This window comes from Streptomyces sp. NPDC005302, from assembly GCF_040607345.1.
GTDB lineage: Bacteria > Actinomycetota > Actinomycetes > Streptomycetales > Streptomycetaceae > Streptomyces.
This window is the reverse complement of sequence record NZ_JBEXGN010000005.1, coordinates 209,369-231,380: the sequence shown is the minus strand read 5'-3', so window position 1 is coordinate 231,380 and position 22,012 is coordinate 209,369. Positions and strand designations below refer to the sequence as shown.

The following is a 22,012-nucleotide window of genomic DNA, read 5'->3' as shown; positions in this document are numbered from 1 at the left end:
ACGTTCGACTTAGGTTAGCCTAACCTAAGTCGATCACGAGTCCCGCCCGATCCTGCTCCCGTCGCACGTGACGTACGCCTCGTCCGGCTCCCCGGAGAGGTGACGCCCGGACGGTGAACTACTCGCCCCGCTCCCGCAGTTGTTCCTCCGTCAGGCCCTGTCGCCAGTAGCCGACGAAGGTGACCCGCCGGCGGTCGACGCCCCGCTCGCGCACGAGATGTCTGCGCAGTTCCTTCACGCACCCGGACTCGCCGGCGATCCAGGCGTACGGGGCTTCGGCGGCCGGGAGGCGGGCGGCCCGCACGGCGTCCAGGGCCAGCGGGGAGCCGGCGCCGGGGTGTTCGTCCCGTACGAGCCAGGTGATCTCGGCGTCGGCCGCCGTCACCGGTTCCAGGATGTCGCCGGCGTGCTGGACCTCCAGCCAGGCCCGGACGCGCAGGCCCGCCGGGAGTGATTCGAGGACGGCGCAGACGGCGGGGAGGGCCGTCTCGTCGCCCCACAGGACCACCAGGTCGGTGCCGGTCGGCGGCCGGAAGCGGATGGCCCGGTTGTCCGCGAGCGCCGGGCCGAGCAGGACGACCCGGTCGCCGGCCCGCGCGCCGGCGGCCCAGCGCGAGGCGGGGCCCGCGGGGACGGCGGCACCCGGGTCCGTGCCGTGCAGCACGAAGTCGATGTCGATCTCGGTGGGCCCGCCGGGCTCGCGGCGCAGCGAGCGCAGGGTGTACGAGCGCATCACGGCCCGTACGTCGTCGGGGAGTTCACGCCATCCCTGCCACCAGCCCTCGCCGAGCTCGACCGGCACGGCCGGCTCGCTCTGGCCGGGGTGCGGCAGGAACAGGGACAGGGACTGGTCGCGTCCGTCGGAGTGGAACGCCTCCAGGTCGGGCCCGCCGAAGGTCACCCGGACCAGAGACGGACCGAGCCGCCTCGTCGTCACGACCCGGAGGGCGAAGAAACGGAACGGGGCGGCTACGGCCGTCGTCATGAGTACTCCTGGGTGACCGTCAGGGGATCACGTCGAGGGGTCAGGCGACCTTCTTGGCGTTCTCGATGGCCTCGGCGAGCTTGTCGAGGATCGGGGTGCACTTGTCGTACGACAGGATCGGCTCGGGCGTGCGCGCGATGACCTGGCCGGCCTTGACGGCGGGCAGCTTCTTCCAGGTGGCCTCGGTGATGTCGGCCGGCTGGATGGTCGAGGTGCGGTCGTCCATGATGATGATGTCGGCCGGGTACTTGTCGACGTTCTCCCAGCTCAGGTTCTCGAACCAGCCGCCGCTGGCCTTCAGGGCCTTGGCGGAGGGCTCGACGATGTTCACGCCGAGGGCCTTGAAGTACTCCAGGTCGATGGAGAGGTTGGAGCCGGAGACGTAGAAGATGTCCTGGCTCGCGCTGCCGGCGAGGACCTTGATCTCCGGGCGGGCCTTGGCGGCCTTGCGCAGCCGCTCGGCGGCCGTCTCGAACTTCTTCTTCGCCTCGGTGATCTTCGCGGACTTCACGTCGGCGCCGAGCGACTCGGCCAGGGCGAGCATCCGCTGGAGCGGCTGGGGCATCTGCACGTCGAAGACGGAGACGCCGACGCTCGGGGCCAGCTTGAGGATCTTGTCCTTGGACTCCTCGGGGACGTACCAGAGGGTGCCGGTGCTGTCGAACATCGTGGAGATCAGGACGTCGGGAGCCAGGCCCGCGTACTTCTCGATGTTGAACTGGCCCCACTCGTTGCCGAGGATGGTCAGCTTGCTGATGTCCATGTCGCCGGCCTGGACGTCGGCCTTGCCGTCCTTGGTCTTCGTCGGGCCGAACACGCCCTTGACCTCGACGCCGTAGTCGAACAGGGCGGCGGCGACACCGGTGAAGGCGACGATGTTCGCCGGCTTCTCGTCCAGCTTCACGGTCGTGCCGCGGTCGTCCTTGAACGTCCACGGTCCGGACTTCGCGGCGGCCTTCTTCGCGTCCGAGCCACCGTCTTTCGAGCCGTCGTCTTCGCCGCAGGCGGCGAGGACGGCACCGAGGCCGAGGGCGCCGCCCGCGGCGAGGATGCCGCGACGGGTGAGGTGGGTGGCACGGGCGTTGGGCATGAGGGTGACTGCTTTCGGCACGGGGCGGAACGCCCGCCGGACAAGTTCGAAGATAGGTTAGCCTAACCTCATCACCTGTCCAGTGGGCGGGGTGCTCCGCGATCGGATGTACCGGGCAAAACGCCCCCGCGCCGCAGCGCCTCGCGCGGCCTCTCGCCGAGGCCGGGGGCGATCAGCCGGTGAGCCCCAACTCCCGCGCGATCAGCATGCGCTGGACCTCGCTGGTGCCTTCGCCGATCTCCAGGATCTTGGAGTCGCGCCACATACGGGCCACCGGGTACTCGTTCATGAAGCCGTAGCCGCCGTGGACCTGGGTGGCGTCACGGGCGTTGTCGACGGCGATCGTGGAGGAGTACAGCTTGGCGATCGCCGCCTCCTTCTTGAACGGCTCGCCCGCGACGAGGCGGGACGCGGCGTCGCGCCAGCCGACTCGGGCCATGTGGGCCTTCATCTCCATGTCGGCGATCTTGAACTGGATCGCCTGGTTCGCGCCGATCGGCCGCCCGAACGCGTGCCGTTCCTTCGCGTACGTGACCGACTCGTCGACGCAGCCCTGCGCGAGCCCCGTGGCCAGCGCGGCGATGGCGATGCGGCCCTCGTCCAGGATGCGCAGGAACTGGGCGTAGCCGCGGCCCTGTTCGCCCAGCAGGTTCGCCGCGGGCACGCGCACGTCGGCGAAGGACAGCTCGCGGGTGTCGGAGGCGTTCCAGCCGACCTTGGAGTACGGCGCCGCGACCGTGAAGCCCGGGGTGCCCGAGGGGACGATGATCGCGGAGATCTGCGGCCGGCCGTCGGGCTTGCGTCCGGTGACCGCGGTGACCGTCACCAGGCCGGTGATGTCCGTACCGGAGTTGGTGATGAAGCACTTGCTGCCGTTGATGACCCACTCGTCGGTGTCGGGGTCGAGCCGCGCCGTCGTACGGGTCGCGCCCGCGTCCGAGCCGCCGTCCGGCTCGGTCAGGCCGAACGCGCCGAGGATCTCGCCGGAGCAGAGCCGCGGCAGCCACTCGGCCTTCTGGGCCTCCGTGCCGAACAGGTGGATCGGCATGGCGCCGAGCGAGACGCCCGCCTCCAGCGTGATGGCCACGGACGAGTCGACCCGCGCCAGCTCCTCCAGGGCGACACCGAGGGCGAGATAGTCGCCGCCCATGCCGCCGTACTCCTCCGGGAACGGCAGCCCGAACAGGCCCATGCGGCCCATCTCCCGCACGATCTCGTACGGGAACTCGTGCCGCTCGTAGAGGTCGCCGATCTTCGGGGCGACGACGTCGTGCGCGAACTCCTCGACCGTGCGGCGGAGTTCCTCGAGTTCGGGGGAGAGACGGTGGTCCAGGGACATCGGATTCACTCCTGGTGGGACTGAGTCGTTTTACCGAGTGCTTTGACGGTGCGGGACGGGCTGGGTCGGCCCAGTTGTCCGGCCATCCACACGCTGGTGGCGGTGAGGCGGCCGAGGTCGACCCCGGTGTCGATACCGAGGCCCTGGAGCATCCACACGAGGTCCTCGGTGGCGAGGTTGCCGGTCGCGGACTTCGCGTACGGGCAGCCGCCGAGGCCGCCCGCGGAGGCGTCGACGGTGCTGACGCCGTGCTGGAGGGCGGCCAGGGTGTTGGAGAGCGCCTGGCCGTAGGTGTCGTGGAAGTGCACGCCGATCGAGCCGGTCGGTACGCCCCGCGCGTTCAGCTCGGCGAGCAGGGACCGCACATGGCCGGGGGTGGCCACCCCGATCGTGTCGCCGAGGCTCAGCTCGTCGGCGCCCATGTCCATGAGCGCCTTGCAGACCCGGACGACCTGGTGGACCGGGACCGGTCCCTCCCACGGGTCGCCGAAGCACATCGACACGTAGGCGCGGACCGTGAGGTCCTCGTCCTTCGCCCGGCGCACCACCGGATCGAACATGGCGAGCGCCTCGTCGAGGCCGCGGTTCAGATTGGCCTTGGCGAAGGACTCCGTCGCGCTGGCGAAGACGGCCACGTGCCGGGCGCCGAGCGCGAGCGCCCGGTCCAGTCCGCGTTCGTTCGGCACGAGGACGGGGAGTGCCACCGGCAGGCCGGACACCTGGGGGAACAGCTGCTCGGCGTCGGCCAGTTGGGGAACCCACTTGGGGTGCACGAAGCTCGTCGCCTCGATGGTGGCCAGCCCCGCGTCGGCCAGACGGCGGATGAACTCCGCCTTGACCTCGGTGGGCACGGTCGCCTTCTCGTTCTGCAGACCGTCGCGCGCGCCGACCTCGTAGATCCGCACCCGGGCGGGCAGCCCCTGCGCCGGTACGGCCATCGGCAGGCCCAGTTCGGACGTGCTCATGCTGTCTCCGCCTCCTCGGCCGGGGTGACGACCGCGAGGATCTGGTCCATGGCGACCGTGGTGCCCGGCGTCACGTCCAGCTCGCTGACGGTGCCGGCGTGCGGCGCGGAGATGACGTGCTCCATCTTCATCGCCTCGACCACCAGCAGGCTCTGCCCGGCGGTCACCTCGTCGCCGACGGCCACCTTCACGACGGTCACCGTGCCCGGCATCGGGGCGGTCAGCGAGTCGGCCCCGGCGTGCGCGGAGCCGGTCAGCGACGCGGCCACCGGGTCGTGGTCGCGGACGTGCCAGGCGTCGCCGTCGCGGCCGATCCAGTCGGCGGCGCGGTGGAAGGTGTGGCGCACTCCGTCGAGGGTCACCGCGACCTGCCCCTCGCCGACCGTGTGGGTGCCGCGCGGGGTGTACTCGACGGGGTCGAGGACCCGGAGCGAGAAGGCGGCCGGCTTCGGGGTGCCGCCCAGCCGCCAGCCGGTCGGTACCGAGAACGGGTCGGTCCAGCCGTCGCCCGCCGGGGTCAGCGCGTCGAGCCGTACGGCGGCGGCCGCCTCGTACACCTCGTCCGGCACGCCGTCCGGGACCAGGCCGGCCGCCTCGCGCTCGACCAGACCGGTGTCCAGGTCGCCGGCCACCACGTCCGGGTGGGCCAGCAGCCGGCGCAGGAAACCCGCGTTGGTCTGGACGCCGAGGGTGACCGTGTCGGCGAGGGCGGCCCGCAGCCGGCGCAGCGCGGTCGGCCGGTCGGGGCCGTACGCGATGACCTTGGAGAGCATCGGGTCGTAGAGGCTGCCGACCTCGGTGCCCTCCGAGAGGCCCGAGTCGGTGCGCACTCCGTCGCCCTGGGGCTCGCGCAGCGCGAGGACCGTGCCGCCGGAGGGGAGGAAGCCGCGCGCGGGGTCCTCGGCGCAGATCCGGGCCTCCACGGCGTGCCCGGTGAGGGTGATGTCGTCCTGCTCGTAGGGGAGCGGCTCCCCGGCCGCGACCCGCAACTGCCACTCGACGAGGTCGAGGCCGGTGACCAGTTCGGTGACCGGGTGCTCCACCTGGAGACGGGTGTTCATCTCCATGAAGTAGTACGACGACGCGTCGCCGCCCGGGACGATGAACTCGACCGTGCCCGCGCCGCGGTAGCCGCAGGAGCGGGCCGCCTGGACGGCCGCCTCGCCCATCGCGGCCCGGGTGGCGGGGTCGAGGAACACGCTGGGCGCCTCCTCGATGATCTTCTGGTGGCGGCGCTGGAGCGAGCACTCGCGCTCACCCAGGTGCACCACCCGGCCGTGCCCGTCCGCGAGGACCTGGATCTCGATGTGCCGGGGGCGGTCCACCCAGCGCTCGACGAGCAGGGTGTCGTCGCCGAAGGAGGCGCGCGCCTCGCGGCGGGCCGCGGCGATCTCGTCGGCGAGGACGGTGGCGTCACGGACCAGGCGCATGCCCTTGCCGCCGCCGCCCGCGCTCGGCTTCAGGAGCACCGGCACGCCGATCTCGCGGGCGGCCTCGATCAGTTCGGCGTCCGTCAGACCGCTGCCGGAGGAGCCGGGGACGACCGGGACCCCGGCCTTCTTCACCGTCTCCTTGGCGCGGATCTTGTCGCCCATGAGGGAGATCGCCTCGGGGGACGGCCCGATGAACACGAGTCCGGCGTCCGCGCAGGCCTGCGCGAACGCGGCGTTCTCGGCGAGGAAGCCGTACCCCGGGTGGACGGCCTGGGCGCCGGTCCTGGCCGCCGCCTCCAGCAGCCGCTCCACCGACAGATAACTCTCGGGCGCGGGCGCGGGCCCGATCCGGACGGCCGTGTCGGCCTCCCGGACGTGCCGCGCGTCGGCGTCGGCGTCCGAGAAGACGGCCACCGAGCGCACGCCGAGCGCGCGCAGCGTGCGGATGACGCGTACGGCGATCTCGCCCCGGTTGGCCACAAGCACCGTGTCGAACATGGGTCCCCTCACATCCGGAAGACGCCGAACTGGGGGTCACCCAGGGGCGCGTTGGCACAGGCGGTCAGGGCGAGTCCCAGGACCTGCCGGGTCTCCATCGGGTCGATCACGCCGTCGTCCCACAGGCGGGCCGTGGCGTAGTAGGCGTTCCCTTGGCGCTCGTACTGCTGACGGATCGGCGCCTTGAAGTCCTCCTCGTCCTCGGCCGGCCACGACTCGCCGCGGCCCTCCAGCTGGTCGCGCTTGACCGTCGCGAGGACCGAGGCGGCCTGCTCGCCGCCCATCACGGAGATCTTCGCGCCGGGCCACATCCACAGGAAGCGCGGTGAGTACGCCCGGCCGCACATCGAGTAGTTGCCCGCGCCGTACGACCCGCCGATCACGACGGTCAGCTTCGGCACGCGCGTGCAGGCGACGGCCGTCACCATCTTGGCGCCGTGCTTGGCGATGCCACCGGCCTCGTACTGGCGGCCGACCATGAAGCCCGAGATGTTCTGGAGGAACACCAGCGGGATGCCGCGCTGGTCGCACAGCTCGATGAAGTGGGCGCCCTTCTGGGCCGACTCGGAGAAGAGGATGCCGTTGTTCGCGACGATGCCGACCGGGTGGCCGTGGATCCGGGCGAACCCGGTGACCAGGGTCTGCCCGAACTCGGCCTTGAACTCGGCGAAGCGGGAACCGTCGACCACGCGGGCGATGACCTCCCGCACGTCGTAGGGGGTGCGGGAGTCGACCGGCACGGCGCCGTACAGCCCGAACGGGTCGACCTTGGGTTCGACCGACGGCTCCACGGACCAGGGCAGCTCCCCGCGCGCGGGGAGCGTGGCCGCGATGGTGCGGACGATCCGCAGCGCGTGCGCGTCGTCCTCCGCGAGGTGGTCGGTGACGCCCGACACGCGCGAGTGGACCTCGCCGCCGCCCAGCTCCTCGGCCGTGACGACCTCGCCGGTGGCGGCCTTCACCAGCGGCGGGCCGCCGAGGAAGATCGTGCCCTGGCCGCGGACGATCACGGCCTCGTCGCTCATCGCCGGGACGTACGCACCGCCCGCCGTGCAGGAGCCGAGGACGGCGGCGATCTGCGGGATGCCCGCGCCGGACATCCGCGCCTGGTTGTAGAAGATCCGCCCGAAGTGGTCGCGGTCGGGGAACACCTCGTCCTGCATCGGCAGGAAGGCGCCCCCGGAGTCCACGAGGTAGATGCACGGCAGGCGGTTCTCCAGCGCGACCTCCTGGGCGCGCAGGTGCTTCTTCACCGTCATCGGGTAGTACGTGCCGCCCTTGACCGTGGCGTCGTTGGCGACGATCACGCACTCACGGCCGCTGACCCGGCCGATCCCCGCGACGACGCCGGCGGCCGGGGCCGCCCCGTCGTACATGCCGTCGGCGGCGAGCGGCGCCAGCTCCAGGAACGGCGAGCCGGGGTCGAGGAGGGTGTCCACGCGGTCGCGGGGCAGCAGCTTCCCGCGCGCGGTGTGCCGGGCGCGGGCCTTCTCGCCGCCGCCGAGCCGCGCCGCGGCCAGCTTCTGGCGCAGCTCCTCGCCCAGCGCGCGGTGCGCGGCCTCGTTGGCCCGCCAGGCCTCCGACGCGGGATCGGCCGCGCTCGTCAGCTCCGGTGCCTCGTGCATCCTGCGGTCCCCTCACGAGTGGTCGGGCAGTTAATGAGCGTTAACGCATTTCCTTCAGGTTAACGACCGCTAACCTCCCTGTCTAGAATCACTTGTATGGCCACGAGAACCGACGCCCCCACCCGCCGCGAGCAGATCCTCAGGGAGGCGGCCCGGCTCTTCGCCGAGCGCGGCTTCCACGGCGTGGGCGTGGACGAGATAGGGGCGGCGGTCGGCATCAGCGGCCCCGGCCTGTACCGGCACTTCCCGGGCAAGGACGCGATGCTCGCCGAGCTGCTGGTGGGCATCAGCGGCCAGCTCCTCACGGGCGGCAAGCGCCGGGTGGCCGAGGCCGACGGGGGCGCGGAGGCGCTGCTCGACTCGCTCATCGAGGGGCACATCGACTTCGCGCTCGACGACCGCCCGCTGATCACCCTGCACGACCGTGAGCTGGACCGCCTGCGGGACAGCGACCGCAAGCTCGTGCGCCAGCTCCAGCGCCAGTACGTCGAGCTGTGGGTGGAGGTGGTCCGCGAGGTGTACCCGGAGCTGGCCGAGCCCGCCGCCCGGTCGGCCGTGCACTCGGTCTTCGGGCTGCTGAACTCCACCCCGCACCTGGGGCGCCCCGGCGCGCTCCCGGGACGCGCGGTGACGGCCGGGCTGCTGCACCGGATGGCCCGAGGCGCCTTCGGGGCGGCCGCCGCGCCGCCGGGCGCGTGACGAGCGTCTCGGAGGGTGGCCCCTGGACGTCTGTCGTGACCGGCGGGTAACCTGATATCTGAGCAAGCGCTTAGACATGACCCAGATATTCAGGCGGAGGTGGCGGCGGTGCGCCGTACTGTGTTCAACGAGGACCACGAGGCGTTCCGGGAGACCCTGCGCGCCTTCATCGAGGCCGAGGTCGTCCCGGTCTACGACGAGTGGTTCGCCGCCGGCCAGGCGCCGCGCGACTTCTACCACAAGCTCGCCGAGCTGGGCGTCTTCGGCATCCGCGTCGACGAGGAGTTCGGCGGCGCCGGCATCGACTCGTACAAGTTCGAAGCCGTCATGTACGAGGAGACCGCGCGCGCCGGTGTCCAGTTCGGCGGCTCGGGCGTGCACGTGCTGCTCGGCCTGCCCTACATCAAGTCGCTCGCCACCGACGAGCAGAAGAAGCGCTTCCTGCCGAAGTTCGTCACCGGCGAGGAGATGTGGGCCCTCGCGATGACCGAGCCGGGCACCGGCTCCGACCTCGCGGGCATGAAGACCACCGCCAAGCTCTCCGAGGACGGCACGCACTACGTCCTCAACGGCTCCAAGACCTTCATCACCGGTGGCGTGCACGCCGACCGCGTGATCGTCTGCGCGCGCACCTCCGCGCCCACCGCCGACGACCGCCGCTTCGGCATCTCGCTGTTCGCCGTCGACACCAAGGCCGAGGGCTACTCCATCGGCCGCAAGCTCGACAAGCTCGGCCTGCGGACCTCCGACACCGCCGAGCTGGCGTTCGTCGACGTGAAGGTGCCCGTCGAGGACCTGCTCGGCGAGGAGAACAAGGGCTTCTCCTACCTCGGCCACAACCTCGCCTCCGAGCGCTGGGGCATCGCCTTCGGCGCCTACGCGCAGGCCAAGGCCGCCGTCCGGTTCGCCAAGGAGTACGTCCAGGACCGCACCGTCTTCGGCAAGCCCGTCGCGTCCTTCCAGAACACCAAGTTCGAGCTGGCCGCCTGCCAGGCCGAGGTGGACGCGGCCGAGGCCGTCGCCGACCGCGCCCTGGAGGCCCTCGACGCCGGCGAGCTGACCCCCGCCGAGGCCGCCAGCGCCAAGCTGTTCTGCACCGAGGTCGCGCACCGCGTCATCGACCGCTGCCTCCAGCTGCACGGCGGCTACGGCTTCATGAACGAGTACCCGATCGCCCGCCTGTACGCGGACAACCGGGTCAACCGCATCTACGGCGGCACCAGCGAGATCATGAAGACGATCATCGCCAAGAACATGGGCCTGTAAGGCCCGCGAAACGACTGCACGGTACAACTGCCCCATGAGCGAGGCACTTCAGTCCCTCCTCGATCTGCTCGACCTCGAGCGGATCGAGGAGGACATCTTCCGCGGCCGGTCCCGTTCGGCCGTCGTCCCCCGCGTCTTCGGCGGGCAGGTGGCGGCGCAGGCACTGGTCGCCGCCGGGCGCACGGTCCCCGGGGACCGGCACGCCCACTCCCTGCACGCCTACTTCCTGCGGGCGGGCGACCCTGGCGCCCCCATCGTCTACACCGTCGACCGCATCCGTGACGGACGGTCCTTCACCACCCGCCGGGTGGTCGCCGTCCAGCACGGACAGCCGATCTTCCACCTCTCCGCGTCCTTCCAGACGTACGAGGAGGGCCTGGAGCACCAGGCGACGATGCCGCCCGCGCCCGACCCCGAGACGCTGCCCACGGCCGCCGAACTGCTGCCCCTGTACGCCGACCGGTTCTCCGGATCAGACGTCCTGGAACGCCTCCTGGAGACACGCGAGTCCGTCGACCTGCGCTATGTCGACGCGCCGCCCTACGGCACCGTCGGCGAGGTCCGCGAACCGCGCTCCCAGGTGTGGTTCCGCACCAACGGCAAACTCGACGGGGCCGTCGACCAGCCGCTGCTGCACGTCGTCCTCGCCACCTACGTCTCCGACATGACCCTCCTCGACTCGGTCCTCCTCGCGCACGGGCGCGGCGGCTGGGTGACCGGGGACGTCGTCGGGGCGTCGCTGGACCACGCGATGTGGTTCCACCGCCCGTTCCGCGCCGACGAATGGCTCCTGTACGACCAGGAGTCGCCGTCCGCGTCCGGCGGCCGGGGCCTCGGCCAGGCCCGCATCTACACGCGGGACGGCCGGCTGGCCATCTCGGTGATCCAGGAAGGCGTGGTCCGCGTCCCGCGCTAGGGCGTGTCCCGGCCCTTTCGCCGGTAAGACTGGGGCATGACTGAAGCAGCGCGGGACGAAGCGGCGGGGCCGGACGACGGGGGCGAGAGCGTCTCCACGGTGATCGTCGCCGCCGTCGCCAATCTCGGGATCGCCCTCGCCAAGGCGGTCGCCGGCATCATCAGCGGATCCAGCGCGATGCTGTCGGAGGCCGCGCACTCCGTCGCCGACACCGTCACGGAACTCCTGCTGCTCACGGCCCTGAAGCGCAGCGAGAAACCGGCCGACGAGGAGCACCCGCTGGGCTACGGCCCCGAGCGCTACATCTGGGCGCTGCTCGCCGCCGTCGCCACCTTCGTCGGCGGCGCGGTCTTCTCGATCTACGACGGCATCCACACCCTGGTCGCGGGGGAGGAGCTCGGCAACCCTCTCGTCTCGTACATCGTGCTCGGCGTCGCCTTCCTGCTGGAGGGCTTCTCCCTGCGGACGGGACTGCGGCAGGCCCGCGGCGAGGCCGCCCGCGTCGACACCACGTTCAAGCACTACCTGCGGCACACGCCGGACACCGCCGTGAAGGCCGTCGTCCTGGAGGACTCGGCGGCGCTGGTCGGCCTGGTGCTCGCCGCGGGCGGTCTGCTGGGCGGCCAGCTCACCGGCTCGGGCGTCTGGGACGGAGTCGCCTCGCTCCTCATCGGCGTGCTGCTGCTCTACGTCGCCTGGGTGCTCGGGCGGTCCAACGCGGAACTCCTCATCGGCCGGCCGCTGCCCAAGGCGATGCGGGAGCGGATCCGGGCGGAGCTGCTGGCGGTCGAGCACGTGGAGGCCGTCCTGGAGCTGACCACGCTGATGCAGGGGCCGCGCGAGGCACTCGTGGCCGCCAAGGTCGACTTCCGGGACGTGTCGACGGCGGCCCAGATCGAGTGGGCCTGCGAACAGGCCGAGGACCGGCTCAGGGCGCTGTTCCCCTCGGTGATGCGGGTCTACCTGGACCCGACGCCGGGGTACGCCCAGCGCCGGGCGGAGGGACTGAACCCCTGGCCGTGACCGACGGGCCCGGACCGTTCACCCGGGGATCCCGTCCACGCGCGCGTGCCGTACGGCGTGCCCGGCACTACGCCAGGCCGGCTTCCTTCAGCAGATACGCGGTCATCGGGTCGTAGTGGCGCGGGCTGACGACATGGTCGTCGAGCGGGACCACGACCTGGACCGTGCCCTCCGCCTCGGCGAGGAACAGGGCCGGGTCGTTGCAGTCGGCGTAGCCCACGGAGTCCACGCCCTGCTGGCCCGCGCGTCCCGCCCAGCCGTGGTCGGCGACGACCAGGTCGGGCAGCGGGCGGCCCTCGCGTGCCAGACCGTCGAGGATCGCGCGCATCGGCTCACCGGAGTGGGTGTGCCACAGCGTGGCCCCGTGCTCCAGCATGGCGACGTCCGCGAACTGCATGACGTAGCCCTCGTCCGTCTGGAGGCCCTCCGGGATCACCACGATCTCGCAGCCGGCGGCGCGCAGCGCGGCTGCCGTGGCCCGGTGCACGTCGAGCAGACCGCCGGGGTGGCCGGTCGCGAACAGCACCCGCTGGCGCCCCTCGGCCGCCTTGCGCAGCCGGGCCGCGAGGCGGTCCAGACCGTCCACGGTCAGCTCGGGATCGATGGTGTCCTGCCCGTACCGGAACTCCGGGTCGTCGTTGACGCCGACGCGCTCCGCCATCACCGCGAGCACGTCCTGCTCGTCGGTCCAGCGGTCGCCGAGCTCCAGGCCGAGCCACCAGTTGCGCTCGCCGTTGGCCAGCTTGCGGTAGTGGGAGAGGTTGTTCTCGCGGGGGGTGGCGACATCGCCCGCGATGCGGGTCTTCACGAGATGGTCGACAAGTTCGGCGCGGCTGGGAGTCCCGGGTATCGGCATACCCCCATTGTGCCGGTGGGTCCCCGTCCGGGGCGCGGCTGTCCCGGTCGCTGGGACGTGCGTCACTCGGGCGTCGGGCCGGTCCGGCGCCGGGGCTCCGGCGGACCGGTGTGCGGGCGGGGCCCGTTGTCAGTGGCGTGGTGCAGGATCTTCCCCACGGGTCGAGGGACGTCGGACGGGGGAAGCAGTGGCGGTCACCAATGTTCAGGTGGGGGAGCACGCGTTCCTGCGCAGGCTGTACGGCGACGCGTACTACCCGGATCACGTCCTCGACCGCGGCCGGGCCATCCTGCTCGGCCTGTGCGAGCGGATCGAGGCGGAGCGCCCCGCGGACCTCGCGGCGCTGTACGCGCTCACCCACGCGGCGACCGAGGAGTTCAACGCGTTGCAGGACGCCTTCGAGGAGGCGGACAGCGACATCGAGACGGTCGCCCGCGAGGAGATAGCGGAGGACTTCTGGTTCGTGGCCTCGGCGTATGGATTCGCCGCCGCGGACGTGGAGGAGCTGATCGCCCCGCGGGACTGGTGAGTTCGCGGGAGCGGGGTACTCCGGGCTGCCGACAGTCCGTGCCTCACCCGGCTCTGAGCGCGAACCACAACTCCATCCGTACGTCGGGGTCGTCGAGGTCCGCCTCCAGCAACGCCGAGCAGCGGGCGATGCGTTGGCGGACGGTGTTGCGGTGGACGGCCAGGGCCACCGCTGTCCGGTCCCAACTGCCGTGCAGGGAGAGCCAGGCGCGCAGGGTCTCGGTCAGCGCGGGCGTCCCGGCGACGGGCGCGAGAAGGGCGAGGGCGTGGGCCTCGGCGTCGCCCGCCGGGAGGAGATCGGCGAGCGCGGGACGGTCGCCGTGCCGGACCAGGGCGGTGCGGGTCGCCCGGGCGCGGGCCAGCGCGCGGGCCGCCTGCGTGTCGGCGGACGCCCAGGCGTCCGGGCCCGCGGGCGCGCTGACCCCGCAGGTCCAGCCCGGCTGCTCGGCGGGCGCGCGCTCACCGGGGACGAGGACGCGGACGACGTCACCGTCCACGTCGACCAGCGCGGTGCCGAGGGCGGCCCCGAGCGCGGTGGCGGTGACGGCGTCCGGGGCGGTCGCCTCCCCGGCGCGGCACGCGTGCACCACGGTCCACCGTTCGCCGCCGAGGAGCGGTGCCACCGCCTCGGGCGCGGCACCGAGCAGCATCCGCACCAGCGCCGCCGACCGGGCCGCACCGCTGCCGCTCTGCTGCTCCCCGGTCAGGAGCGAGAGCAGCACGGACGCGACGGAGGCGATCGTGTGGTCACCGGGGTCACGGCGCGGCGCGGCGACGCCGAGCACGAAGCCCTGACCGCTGCCGAGAGCGTAGGCGGCGAGGTGGACACCGCCGACGGTGTCGGTGGCGGAGGAGGGCGTGGGAGAGGGGACGGGGGCGGGCGAGGGGGAGGGGGAGGAGGAGGAAGGGCCGGAGGGAGAGGCGGCACCCGGTCCGGCGGCCGGCCGGACGACCCCGGCCAGCTCGGCGAGGGCGACCTCGGGGGGCGTCACGGTGGGACGCGCGTCCGTGGACCCGGCCGCGGACCCCCCGGCGGCGGGCGGGCGGGTGCCCGCGGAGACACTCGGCGGGGTGCCGGGGGTGCCGGGGGTGCCGGGGGTGCCGGGGGTGCCGGCCGCCGGGCTGCCCGAGGCCGCGCTCGCCGGGGTGGCCCCGGTCGAGGAGGTGTCCGGGATCCTGCCGGTGCGGGCCAGTTCCGCGCCCTCCGGGCCGTACAGCACCGCGAGGCCGCCCACCCGCTGGGCGAGCTGCCGGAGCACGGCCGGGACCGGATCGGGGCGGGCCGCGGCGGCGGCCAGGCTCTGCTGGGCCTCGGTCACCCGCCGCAGTTCCGCCAGCCGGGCCTGCGCCATGAGCTGCCACACGGCGCGGGCGACACCGGAGAACGTCGTCCGGGGCGGCACCTCCAGCAGCGGCAGACCGTGGGCGTCGCAGGCCGCGACCAGCGCGGGCGGCACCTGGTCGTGCACCGGTGCCAGCCCGAAGCCGAGGGCCGCGCCGCCCGCCGCGACGATGCGGGACACGTAGGCCTCGAAATACTCCCGCAGGTCTCCGGGGTCTCCGGGGTCACCGGCACGGGCCGGGCCGTCCGGACCGGCGCCCGGTTCCGGGACGTGGACCCCGGCCGTCAGCAGCAGCTCGCCGCCCAGCAGGTAGGGGTACGGGTCGGCCATCTCCGACGTGTGCGCCCAGCGGATCACCGTGGGGGGCCCGGCGGGACCGGCGATCTGCCGCAGGCCCAGGTCCTCGCGGGCGAGGAGCGCCGACAGCGCCACCGGGGGAGTCGGCGGGACGGCGGGGACGGACGGGGCTGACGGTGACTGCGGGTCCGGCACGGTGGACGGTTCCTCCATCCCGCTCGGATCGAATGGATGAAACGTACACTTCGCAGTCGCTTTCCGGCCACCTAGTGTCGGTCCCGACCGGCAGCCGTGGGTACGGGCGGATGTCCCCGCGATCAGTTGCCGGCTCCCCACACCACCGCACGACACGCCACCCAGTGCCCGGAGGAGACCCATGGCCGTCGACTACACAGTGATCGTCGTCTATCTGGCCGGCATGCTGGCCATGGGCTGGTGGGGCATGCGCCGCGCCAAGTCCAAGAGCGAGTTCCTGGTCGCCGGGCGGCGCCTCGGACCCGCCATGTACTCCGGCACCATGGCCGCCATCGTGCTCGGCGGCGCGTCCACCATCGGCGGCGTCGGGCTCGGCTACCAGTACGGCCTCTCCGGGGCCTGGATGGTCTTCACCATCGGCCTCGGCCTGCTGGCCCTCAGCGTCTTCTTCTCCGCCCGCATCGCCCGCCTGAAGGTCTACACCGTCTCCGAGATGCTCGACCTGCGCTACGGCGGCCGGGCCGGTGTCATCTCCGGTGTCGTCATGTGGGCGTACACCCTGATGCTGGCGGTCACCTCGACCATCGCGTACGCCACGATCTTCGACGTCCTCTTCGACATGAACCGGACGCTCGCGATCATCATCGGCGGCTCGATCGTCGTCGCCTACTCGACGCTCGGCGGCATGTGGTCGATCACCCTCACCGACATGGTGCAGTTCGTCGTCAAGACCATCGGTGTGCTGCTCCTGCTGCTGCCCATCGCCGTCATCAAGGCCGGCGGGTTCAGCGAGATGAAGGCCAAGCTGCCCACCGAGTACTTCGACCCGCTGGGCATCGGCGGCGAGACGATCTTCACCTACGTCCTCATCTACACGTTCGGCATGCTGATCGGGCAGGACATCTGGCAGCGCGTGTTCACCTCGCGCAGCGACAGGACGGCCCGGTGGGGCGGCACCGTCGCCGGCACCTACTGCCTGGTCTACGCCGTCGCCGGCGCCGTCATCGGCACCGCGGCCAAGGTGATGTACCCGAAGCTGCCCAGCGCCGACACCGCCTTCGCGACCATCGTCAAGGACGAACTCCCGGTCGGCGTGCGCGGCCTGGTGCTCGCCGCGGCACTCGCGGCCGTCATGTCCACCTCCTCCGGCGCGCTCATCGCCTGCGCCACCGTGGCCAACAACGACATCTGGTCGCGGCTGCGCGGCGCCGTGAAGCCCGGCGCCGCCGAACACGACGAGGTCAAGGGCAACCGCGTCTTCATCCTGATCATGGGCGTCGCGGCGATCGGCACGGCGATCGCGCTCAACAACGTCGTCGAGGCGCTGACCGTCGCGTACAACCTGCTCGTGGCCGGACTGCTCGTGCCGATCCTCGGCGGACTGCTGTGGAAGCGCGGTACGGCGCAGGGCGCGCTCGCCTCCGTCGTGGTGGGCGGTCTCGCTGTCATCGGCCTGATGGCCGGGTACGGCATCCTCGCGAATGAGCCCGTCTACTACGGGCTGCTCCTCTCCCTGGCCGCCTACGTGATCGTCTCGCTGGCCACGCCGGCGACCGACGCCGCGGTGCTGGCCGTCTGGCGCGAGCGGCTGGCCGGCCGTGACGCCGAACCCTTGTCCGAACCGGTCCCGGTTCACCAGTAGAGTCGTACTACTTGTACTTAGTTGTACATACGCGACGAAGCGTAGGAAAGAAGGCATCACCCCATGAGCAACGAGACGCCCCGCGGCCCCGTCGACTCGTCCCGCGTCCCGCGGTACGCCGGTCCCGCGACCTTCGCCCGGCTGCCGCGCCTCGACGAGGTCGGCACCGCCGACGTCGCCGTGGTCGGTGTGCCGTTCGACTCCGGTGTCTCGTACCGGCCGGGCGCCCGCTTCGGCGGCAACGCCATCCGCGAGGCGTCCCGGCTGCTCCGCCCCTACAACCCGGCCCAGGACGCCTCGCCGTTCGCCCTCGCCCAGGTCGCCGACGCCGGTGACATCGCGGCGAACCCGTTCAACATCAACGAGGCCGTGGAGACGGTCGAGGCCGCCGCCGACGAACTGCTCGGCACCGGCGCCCGGCTGATGACCCTGGGCGGCGACCACACCATCGCGCTGCCCCTGTTGCGCTCGGTGGCCAAGAAGCACGGCCCGGTCGCCCTGCTCCACTTCGACGCGCACCTCGACACCTGGGACACGTACTTCGGCGCCGAGTACACCCACGGCACCCCGTTCCGCCGTGCCGTCGAAGAGGGCATCCTCGACACCGAGGCGCTCTCCCACGTCGGCACGCGCGGCCCGCTGTACGGCAAGCAGGACCTCACCGACGACGAGAAGATGGGCTTCGGCATCGTCACCTCGGCGGACATCTACCGCCGCGGCGCCGACGAGGTCGCCGACCAGCTCCGCCAGCGCATCGGCGACCGCCCGCTCTACATCTCCATCGACATCGACTGCCTCGACCCGGCGCACGCGCCCGGCACCGGCACCCCGGAGGCGGGAGGCATGACCTCCCGCGAACTCCTGGAGATCCTGCGCGGACTGTCGTCCTGCAACCTGGTCTCCGCCGACGTCGTCGAGGTCGCCCCGGCCTACGACCACGCGGAGATCACCGCCGTGGCGGCGTCCCACACCGCCTACGAACTGACCACCATCATGTCCCGCCAGATCGCGGAGGCCCGGAACAAGTGACCCACGACCACGACCTGGTTCTCCGTCCCTCGGCGGCGCAGACGGAGGCCGCGCTCAACCCGCCCCCCGGCCGCAACGGCGGAGACCTGGTCGTGGAGACCCTCTCCGGCCTCGGCGCGACCACCGTCTTCGGGCTGCCCGGCCAGCACGCGCTCGGCATGTTCGACGCGCTGCGCCGCTCCTCCCTCCAGTACGTCGGACTGCGCGTCGAGAACAACGCCGGATTCGCCGCGGACGCCTACGGCCGGGTCACCGGCGAGGCCGCGCCGCTGCTGCTCTCCACCGGGCCCGGCGCGCTGACCTCGCTGGCCGCCCTCCAGGAGGCGCGGGCCGCCTCCGCCCCGGTCCTCGCCATCAGCAGCCAGATCCCCACCGCTGGCCTGGGCGGCGGGCGCCACGGCTATCTGCACGAACTCCCCGACCAGCAGGCCTCGTTCCGGGGCGTGGTCAAGTCGGTCCACACGGTCCGTACGCCGTCCCAGATCCCCTCCGCGATCGCCGCGGCCTGGGAGTCGGCGCTGACGGCCCCGCACGGACCGGTGTGGGTGGAGATCCCGCAGGACGTCCTGCTCGCCGAGACCTCCCTGCCCGTGGTGACCGCGATGGACGCCACCCCGGAGGATGTCGTCCCGCGACCCGAACTCACCGCGCTGGCCGCCCATCTGCTCTCCACGGCCGAGCACCCCGCGATCATCGCGGGCGGAGGGGTCGTGCGCGCCGACGCCTCCGGCAAACTGCGCGGGCTCGCCGAGCGGCTGAACGCGCCGGTCGTCACCACCTTCGGCGGCAAGGGCGCCTTCCCCTGGGAGCACCCGCTGTCCCTCCAGTCCTGGCTGGAGGACCGCCACACGACCGACTTCCTGGAGGACGCCGACGTCCTGCTTGTGGTGGGCTCCGGCCTCGGTGAACTCTCCTCGAACTACCACACGTTCAAGCCGCGCGGGCGGGTGATCCAGATCGAGGCGGACCTCGGCAAGCTGGAGTCCAACCACCCGGCGCTCGGCATCCACGCGGACGCCCGGCTCGCGCTCTCCGCGCTCCTGGAGACGGTGGAGGAACGCCCCGACCCCTCGGCGGCGGACCGCGTGACCTCGGTGCTCGCCCAGGTCGCGGACCGTATCGCGGGCCAGGAACTCACCCTGGAACAGGACGTGCTGGCATCCGTGCGCCGCGCCCTGCCGGCCACCTCGCCGTCCTTCTGGGACATGACGATCCTGGCCTACTGGGCCTGGTCGGCCTTCGACCCGCGCGGCGCCAACACCATGCACTCCGCCCAGGGCGCCGGCGGTCTCGGCTACGGCTTCCCGGCGGCGCTCGGCGCGGCCGCGGCCGACCCCTCCCGCCCGGTCCTCGCGGTGTCCGGTGACGGCGGAGCGCTGTACTCCATCGCCGAACTGGCGACGGCGAAGCAGTACGGCCTGCCCGTCACCTGGCTCATCGTCGACGACGGCGGCTACGGCATCCTGCGCGAGTACATGACGGACACGTTCGGCCAGGCCACCGCCACCGAGCTGTCCCGCCCGGACTACGTGGCACTCGCCGAGTCGTTCGGCGTGCCGGGCACCCTCACCAGCCCGGAGACGCTGGAGGCGGACCTGTCCAAGGCGCTGGCCGCCCCCGGCCCCTCGGTGGTCGTCCTGCCCGCCGTGCTGCGCATGTTCGCGCCGACGCACCTGGACTGACCGGGACGGAAGCGCCGGCGAGGACACGGGAGCGCCGGGGAGTGTGCGAGACACTCCCCGGCGCTCCGTCGTGTGCCGAAGGTCAGCGCAGGGACGCGCCGAAGCGGGCCTTCACGTCGGGCGCCGCGATGGTCTTCGGGCCGAACGCGAGGGCGGACGTGGTGGTCAGGCCGGTCGTCGTGCCGCGCAGCACCCAGACCGCGCCGGCCGAGGCGTTCTCGGCGGTGGAGGAGGCGGCGAGGTCACGACGGCCGTTGCCGTCGACGTCCAGCAGCGCGGTGGCCACGCCGAACCGGTCGTCGGTCTCGGCGACGCCGGGCATGCCCGCGGTGTCCTGGTGGAAGACCTGGGTGCCGGCGCCGGTGACGCCGGAGGCGCCGCCGTGCACGAGCGCGACGGAACCGGCGTCGACCACGCCGGCGACGTCCTCGCCGGCGATGCCGAGCGCGATGTCCGCGTAGCCGTCACCGGTGACGTCGGCGACCGAGACGGCCGAGCCGAGTTCGTCGGCCTCCTCCTGGACGCCGGGGAAGCCGGCCAGGTCCTGGTCGAAGGTCTGCACGTGGTCGGTGAGTCCGGCGGAGGAGCCGTAGGCGATCCGCACCTTGTCGTTCCAGCCGTCGGCGCCGACGACGACGTCGTCGAAGCCGTCGCCGTTCACGTCGCCGACACCGGTCCCGGACGCGGTCTGGTTCACGCCGTCACCGGGGGCGTCGGTGCGCTTGAAGCCCGTCGGGCTGCCGTACAGCAGCCGGTTGCCCCACGTTCCGTCACCGGTGTAGTACCACTGGACGATGTCGTCCCGGCCGTCGCCGTTGACGTCGCCGACCTGGCCGGAGACGACGGGGCCGGTGATCGAGTCGCCGTCCTCCTCGCAGCCGCCGCCGGTGGCGCAGGAGGCGTCGTCCTCGTCGTAGCCCCACCAGGCCGACTTGTCGAGGATGTTGAGGACGGCGGCCGGCTTTCCGGCGCGGGAGACCGGGCCCTTCCACAGGGTGGCCGGGGCGCCCGCGGGGTCGTCGCCGCCGACGGACTGCGCGGAGAACAGGGCGAGGTCGGCGGTGCCGTCGCCGTCGAAGTCACCGGCCTGCGGCGCGGCGCCGTACCCGGCTATGGCCGTGCCCCCGGTGAGCCCGGAGGCGGAGCCCCACAGGACGACCGAGCCCGTCGTGCCGCCGGCGATCACGAGGTCGGTGTAGCCGTCCTTGTCCAGGTCGCCCTTGGTGAAGGTGGAGCCGAAGTGCTGGCTCGCGGTGGCGGAGCCGGGCACGCCCGTGGTGGAGCGGCTGACGATCTGCTTCTTGTCGGTGGACAGGCCGCTCGCGGAGCCGTACATGATCGCCACGTACCCGGCCTTGGCCTTGCTCGACACGGTCGCGTCCGGCGCGCCGACGACCAGGTCGGCGTAGCCGTCCTTGTTGAAGTCGTCCTGGACGGCGGCCGATCCGGTCGCCGCCTGCGCGGTCGCGCCGGTGAGGGCCCAGGCGCCGGCTCCCCCGGCCAGCAGGGCGGCGGCGGCCAGGGGTGCGGTCAGCCGCGTGGAACGGTCGCGGCGTCGTGCTCGGGACATCAGGTGCTGCCTTTCGTCGTCTTCCGGACGCGGTGGTCCGACGCGTCCACGGAGTGCGACTCGGGCAGGGGGTCACTGGTTGTACACCCTCAGGCCATTCATTTGTCACCATTCAGTGACAGGGGTGAGCGGGAGCCGCCTGAACTCCTGTGATCACTGCGGGAGTTCAGGCGGCTACCGGGACCGTCGGGCTACCAGATCGCCTCGACCCACTCGGGGTGGTCGATGAACGGGTTGCGGTTGTGCTGGTAGGTGTCGTAGATGACCTGGTTGCGCTTCTCCTCGAAGGCGCTCGGCGGGTCCTGCTCGTTCCACTGCTTGAGCACGGACAGCTTGCCGATGTACGGGGCGCTGCCGTTGTTCACCTTCTCGTCGGGCTCCAGGTCGGCGAACCCGTCGCCGCCGTCGTAGCGCACGGCCATGTAGAGGATCATGCGGGCCACGTCGCCCTTGTCCGCGTCGCGCGGCTCGAAGGAGTCGGAGTCCACGCGGCTGCCGCCGCCGTTGGTCACCGTGCTGCCGCCGTTGTCGAAGTCCAGGTTGCCGCGGATGCCGTTGACCTGGACGTCCGCCGGGCGCAGGTGGTGCAGGTCGGTGCCGGGGCCGGTCACCTCGCCGAAGTCGCCGTGCGACTTGGCCCAGGTGTGCTCACGGTTCCAGTCGCCGACGTCACCGCCGTTGAGGGTCTTGCTGCGGGAGACGCCGCTGTACAGCAGGATCACGTTGCTGCTGTTGTTCGGGTCCTGGTCGGTGACCTTCAGCGCGTTCCAGACCGCGGAGTACGAGATCTTGCTCTGGCTGCTGATGATCGTGTGCAGCGAGGACTTGAGGCTCGTGCCGGTCTTGCCGACCGCGTTCTTGTAGTACGTGCTGTCGTACGAGGTGTTCGTCGCGCTCGCGGGGGACGCGGTCATGGCCGGGAGGGTGAGTCCGACGAGTACCGCGGACGTCGTCAGCGCCAGGGTCTTCCAGCGCCGTATGTGCGTGGCGGGCATGGGGGTGTCCGTTCTACGCGGGTTGAATGGAGCGGA

At 72.1% G+C, this 22,012-nt stretch carries 18 protein-coding genes; 8 read left to right on the top strand and 10 right to left on the bottom strand.

Annotated elements, in window-relative coordinates; all coding sequences use genetic code 11:
* Nucleotides 1-118: 118 nt before the first annotated feature.
* The 6 genes from ABZT74_RS09675 to ABZT74_RS09650 form a co-directional block, all read right to left on the bottom strand.
* Nucleotides 119-985, bottom strand: coding sequence for a siderophore-interacting protein (locus tag ABZT74_RS09675; RefSeq protein ID WP_356433921.1), 867 nt, complete (start codon nt 983-985; stop codon nt 119-121).
* A gap of 40 nt (nt 986-1,025) precedes the next feature.
* Nucleotides 1,026-2,075, bottom strand: coding sequence for an ABC transporter substrate-binding protein (locus tag ABZT74_RS09670; RefSeq protein ID WP_356433919.1), 1,050 nt, complete (start codon nt 2,073-2,075; stop codon nt 1,026-1,028).
* Nucleotides 2,076-2,247: 172 nt separating this feature from the next.
* Entirely contained in the window at nt 2,248-3,408 is a 1,161-nt protein-coding gene (locus ABZT74_RS09665; protein WP_356434078.1) for an acyl-CoA dehydrogenase family protein, read from the bottom strand.
* An 11-nt stretch (nt 3,409-3,419) separates the two neighbouring features.
* Complete coding sequence (locus tag ABZT74_RS09660) at nt 3,420-4,379, bottom strand: hydroxymethylglutaryl-CoA lyase (protein ID WP_356171863.1); 960 nt, start codon at nt 4,377-4,379, stop codon at nt 3,420-3,422.
* Nucleotides 4,376-6,310 carry an acetyl-CoA carboxylase biotin carboxylase subunit gene (locus ABZT74_RS09655; protein ID WP_356433917.1) on the bottom strand — a complete coding sequence of 645 codons (1,935 nt, stop codon included), beginning with the start codon at nt 6,308-6,310 and terminating at the stop codon, nt 4,376-4,378. The genes ABZT74_RS09660 and ABZT74_RS09655 overlap by 4 nt, the downstream gene beginning before the upstream one ends.
* 8 nt (nt 6,311-6,318) lie before the next feature.
* The gene (locus ABZT74_RS09650) at nt 6,319-7,935 is read right to left on the bottom strand and encodes a carboxyl transferase domain-containing protein (protein ID WP_355863105.1); all 1,617 of its coding nucleotides are present in this window, start codon (nt 7,933-7,935) and stop codon (nt 6,319-6,321) included.
* A gap of 96 nt (nt 7,936-8,031) precedes the next feature.
* On the opposite strand from ABZT74_RS09650, the gene ABZT74_RS09645 reads away from it, so the two are divergent.
* The 4 genes from ABZT74_RS09645 to ABZT74_RS09630 all read left to right on the top strand — a co-directional run bounded on the left by ABZT74_RS09645 (nt 8,032) and on the right by ABZT74_RS09630 (nt 11,839).
* Nucleotides 8,032-8,634 (top strand): TetR/AcrR family transcriptional regulator, encoded by a 603-nt coding sequence (locus ABZT74_RS09645; RefSeq protein WP_355863107.1) that lies wholly within the window; start codon nt 8,032-8,034, stop codon nt 8,632-8,634.
* Nucleotides 8,635-8,742: 108 nt separating this feature from the next.
* Nucleotides 8,743-9,900 (top strand): acyl-CoA dehydrogenase family protein, encoded by a 1,158-nt coding sequence (locus tag ABZT74_RS09640; protein WP_355863109.1) that lies wholly within the window; start codon nt 8,743-8,745, stop codon nt 9,898-9,900.
* 34 nt (nt 9,901-9,934) lie between these two features.
* The gene (locus ABZT74_RS09635; RefSeq protein ID WP_355863111.1) at nt 9,935-10,816 is read left to right on the top strand and encodes an acyl-CoA thioesterase II; all 882 of its coding nucleotides are present in this window, start codon (nt 9,935-9,937) and stop codon (nt 10,814-10,816) included.
* Between the two features lie 36 nt (nt 10,817-10,852).
* Nucleotides 10,853-11,839 (top strand): cation diffusion facilitator family transporter, encoded by a 987-nt coding sequence (locus ABZT74_RS09630; RefSeq protein ID WP_356171874.1) that lies wholly within the window; start codon nt 10,853-10,855, stop codon nt 11,837-11,839.
* Between the two features lie 67 nt (nt 11,840-11,906).
* Here ABZT74_RS09630 and ABZT74_RS09625 read toward each other — a convergent pair whose 3' ends face one another.
* Nucleotides 11,907-12,695: a phosphatase gene (locus ABZT74_RS09625; RefSeq protein WP_164370610.1), complete on the bottom strand. Its 789-nt coding sequence runs from the start codon at nt 12,693-12,695 to the stop codon at nt 11,907-11,909.
* Between the two features lie 187 nt (nt 12,696-12,882).
* Between ABZT74_RS09625 and ABZT74_RS09620 the strand changes: the two genes are divergently transcribed.
* Nucleotides 12,883-13,224 carry a DUF5713 family protein gene (locus ABZT74_RS09620; protein ID WP_355863116.1) on the top strand — a complete coding sequence of 114 codons (342 nt, stop codon included), beginning with the start codon at nt 12,883-12,885 and terminating at the stop codon, nt 13,222-13,224.
* Between the two features lie 43 nt (nt 13,225-13,267).
* On the opposite strand, the gene ABZT74_RS09615 is transcribed toward ABZT74_RS09620, so the two are convergent.
* Entirely contained in the window at nt 13,268-15,076 is a 1,809-nt protein-coding gene (locus tag ABZT74_RS09615) for a PucR family transcriptional regulator (RefSeq protein WP_356433915.1), read from the bottom strand.
* Between the two features lie 163 nt (nt 15,077-15,239).
* Between ABZT74_RS09615 and ABZT74_RS09610 the strand changes: the two genes are divergently transcribed.
* The 3 genes from ABZT74_RS09610 to ABZT74_RS09600 all read left to right on the top strand — a co-directional run bounded on the left by ABZT74_RS09610 (nt 15,240) and on the right by ABZT74_RS09600 (nt 19,411).
* Nucleotides 15,240-16,700, top strand: coding sequence for a sodium:solute symporter (locus ABZT74_RS09610; RefSeq protein WP_356171878.1), 1,461 nt, complete (start codon nt 15,240-15,242; stop codon nt 16,698-16,700).
* 63 nt (nt 16,701-16,763) lie between these two features.
* The gene (gene speB, locus ABZT74_RS09605) at nt 16,764-17,729 is read left to right on the top strand and encodes an agmatinase (protein ID WP_081217395.1); all 966 of its coding nucleotides are present in this window, start codon (nt 16,764-16,766) and stop codon (nt 17,727-17,729) included.
* Nucleotides 17,726-19,411: a thiamine pyrophosphate-binding protein gene (locus ABZT74_RS09600; protein WP_356171880.1), complete on the top strand. Its 1,686-nt coding sequence runs from the start codon at nt 17,726-17,728 to the stop codon at nt 19,409-19,411. Before speB ends, ABZT74_RS09600 begins: the two co-directional genes overlap by 4 nt.
* 82 nt (nt 19,412-19,493) lie before the next feature.
* Here the strand turns inward: ABZT74_RS09600 and ABZT74_RS09595 are convergent, their stop codons facing one another.
* The gene (locus ABZT74_RS09595; RefSeq protein WP_356433913.1) at nt 19,494-20,981 is read right to left on the bottom strand and encodes an FG-GAP and VCBS repeat-containing protein; all 1,488 of its coding nucleotides are present in this window, start codon (nt 20,979-20,981) and stop codon (nt 19,494-19,496) included.
* A gap of 191 nt (nt 20,982-21,172) precedes the next feature.
* Nucleotides 21,173-21,976, bottom strand: coding sequence for an endonuclease (locus tag ABZT74_RS09590; RefSeq protein ID WP_355863122.1), 804 nt, complete (start codon nt 21,974-21,976; stop codon nt 21,173-21,175).
* Nucleotides 21,977-22,012: the final 36 nt, after the last annotated feature.

Bases quoted from the DNA above. Each gene is read 5' to 3' on its own strand.
- ABZT74_RS09675 (WP_356433921.1), bottom strand. From the start codon at position 985: ATGACGACGGCCGTAGCCGCCCCGTTCCGTTTCTTCGCCCTCCGGGTC.
- ABZT74_RS09670 (WP_356433919.1), bottom strand. From the start codon at position 2,075: ATGCCCAACGCCCGTGCCACCCACCTCACCCGTCGCGGCATCCTCGCC.
- ABZT74_RS09660 (WP_356171863.1), bottom strand. From the start codon at position 4,379: ATGAGCACGTCCGAACTGGGCCTGCCGATGGCCGTACCGGCGCAGGGG.
- ABZT74_RS09655 (WP_356433917.1), bottom strand. From the start codon at position 6,310: ATGTTCGACACGGTGCTTGTGGCCAACCGGGGCGAGATCGCCGTACGC.
- ABZT74_RS09650 (WP_355863105.1), bottom strand. From the start codon at position 7,935: ATGCACGAGGCACCGGAGCTGACGAGCGCGGCCGATCCCGCGTCGGAG.
- ABZT74_RS09645 (WP_355863107.1), top strand. From the start codon at position 8,032: ATGGCCACGAGAACCGACGCCCCCACCCGCCGCGAGCAGATCCTCAGG.
- ABZT74_RS09635 (WP_355863111.1), top strand. From the start codon at position 9,935: ATGAGCGAGGCACTTCAGTCCCTCCTCGATCTGCTCGACCTCGAGCGG.
- ABZT74_RS09630 (WP_356171874.1), top strand. From the start codon at position 10,853: ATGACTGAAGCAGCGCGGGACGAAGCGGCGGGGCCGGACGACGGGGGC.
- ABZT74_RS09625 (WP_164370610.1), bottom strand. From the start codon at position 12,695: ATGCCGATACCCGGGACTCCCAGCCGCGCCGAACTTGTCGACCATCTC.
- ABZT74_RS09615 (WP_356433915.1), bottom strand. From the start codon at position 15,076: ATGGAGGAACCGTCCACCGTGCCGGACCCGCAGTCACCGTCAGCCCCG.
- ABZT74_RS09610 (WP_356171878.1), top strand. From the start codon at position 15,240: ATGGCCGTCGACTACACAGTGATCGTCGTCTATCTGGCCGGCATGCTG.
- speB (WP_081217395.1), top strand. From the start codon at position 16,764: ATGAGCAACGAGACGCCCCGCGGCCCCGTCGACTCGTCCCGCGTCCCG.
- ABZT74_RS09595 (WP_356433913.1), bottom strand. From the start codon at position 20,981: ATGTCCCGAGCACGACGCCGCGACCGTTCCACGCGGCTGACCGCACCC.
- ABZT74_RS09590 (WP_355863122.1), bottom strand. From the start codon at position 21,976: ATGCCCGCCACGCACATACGGCGCTGGAAGACCCTGGCGCTGACGACG.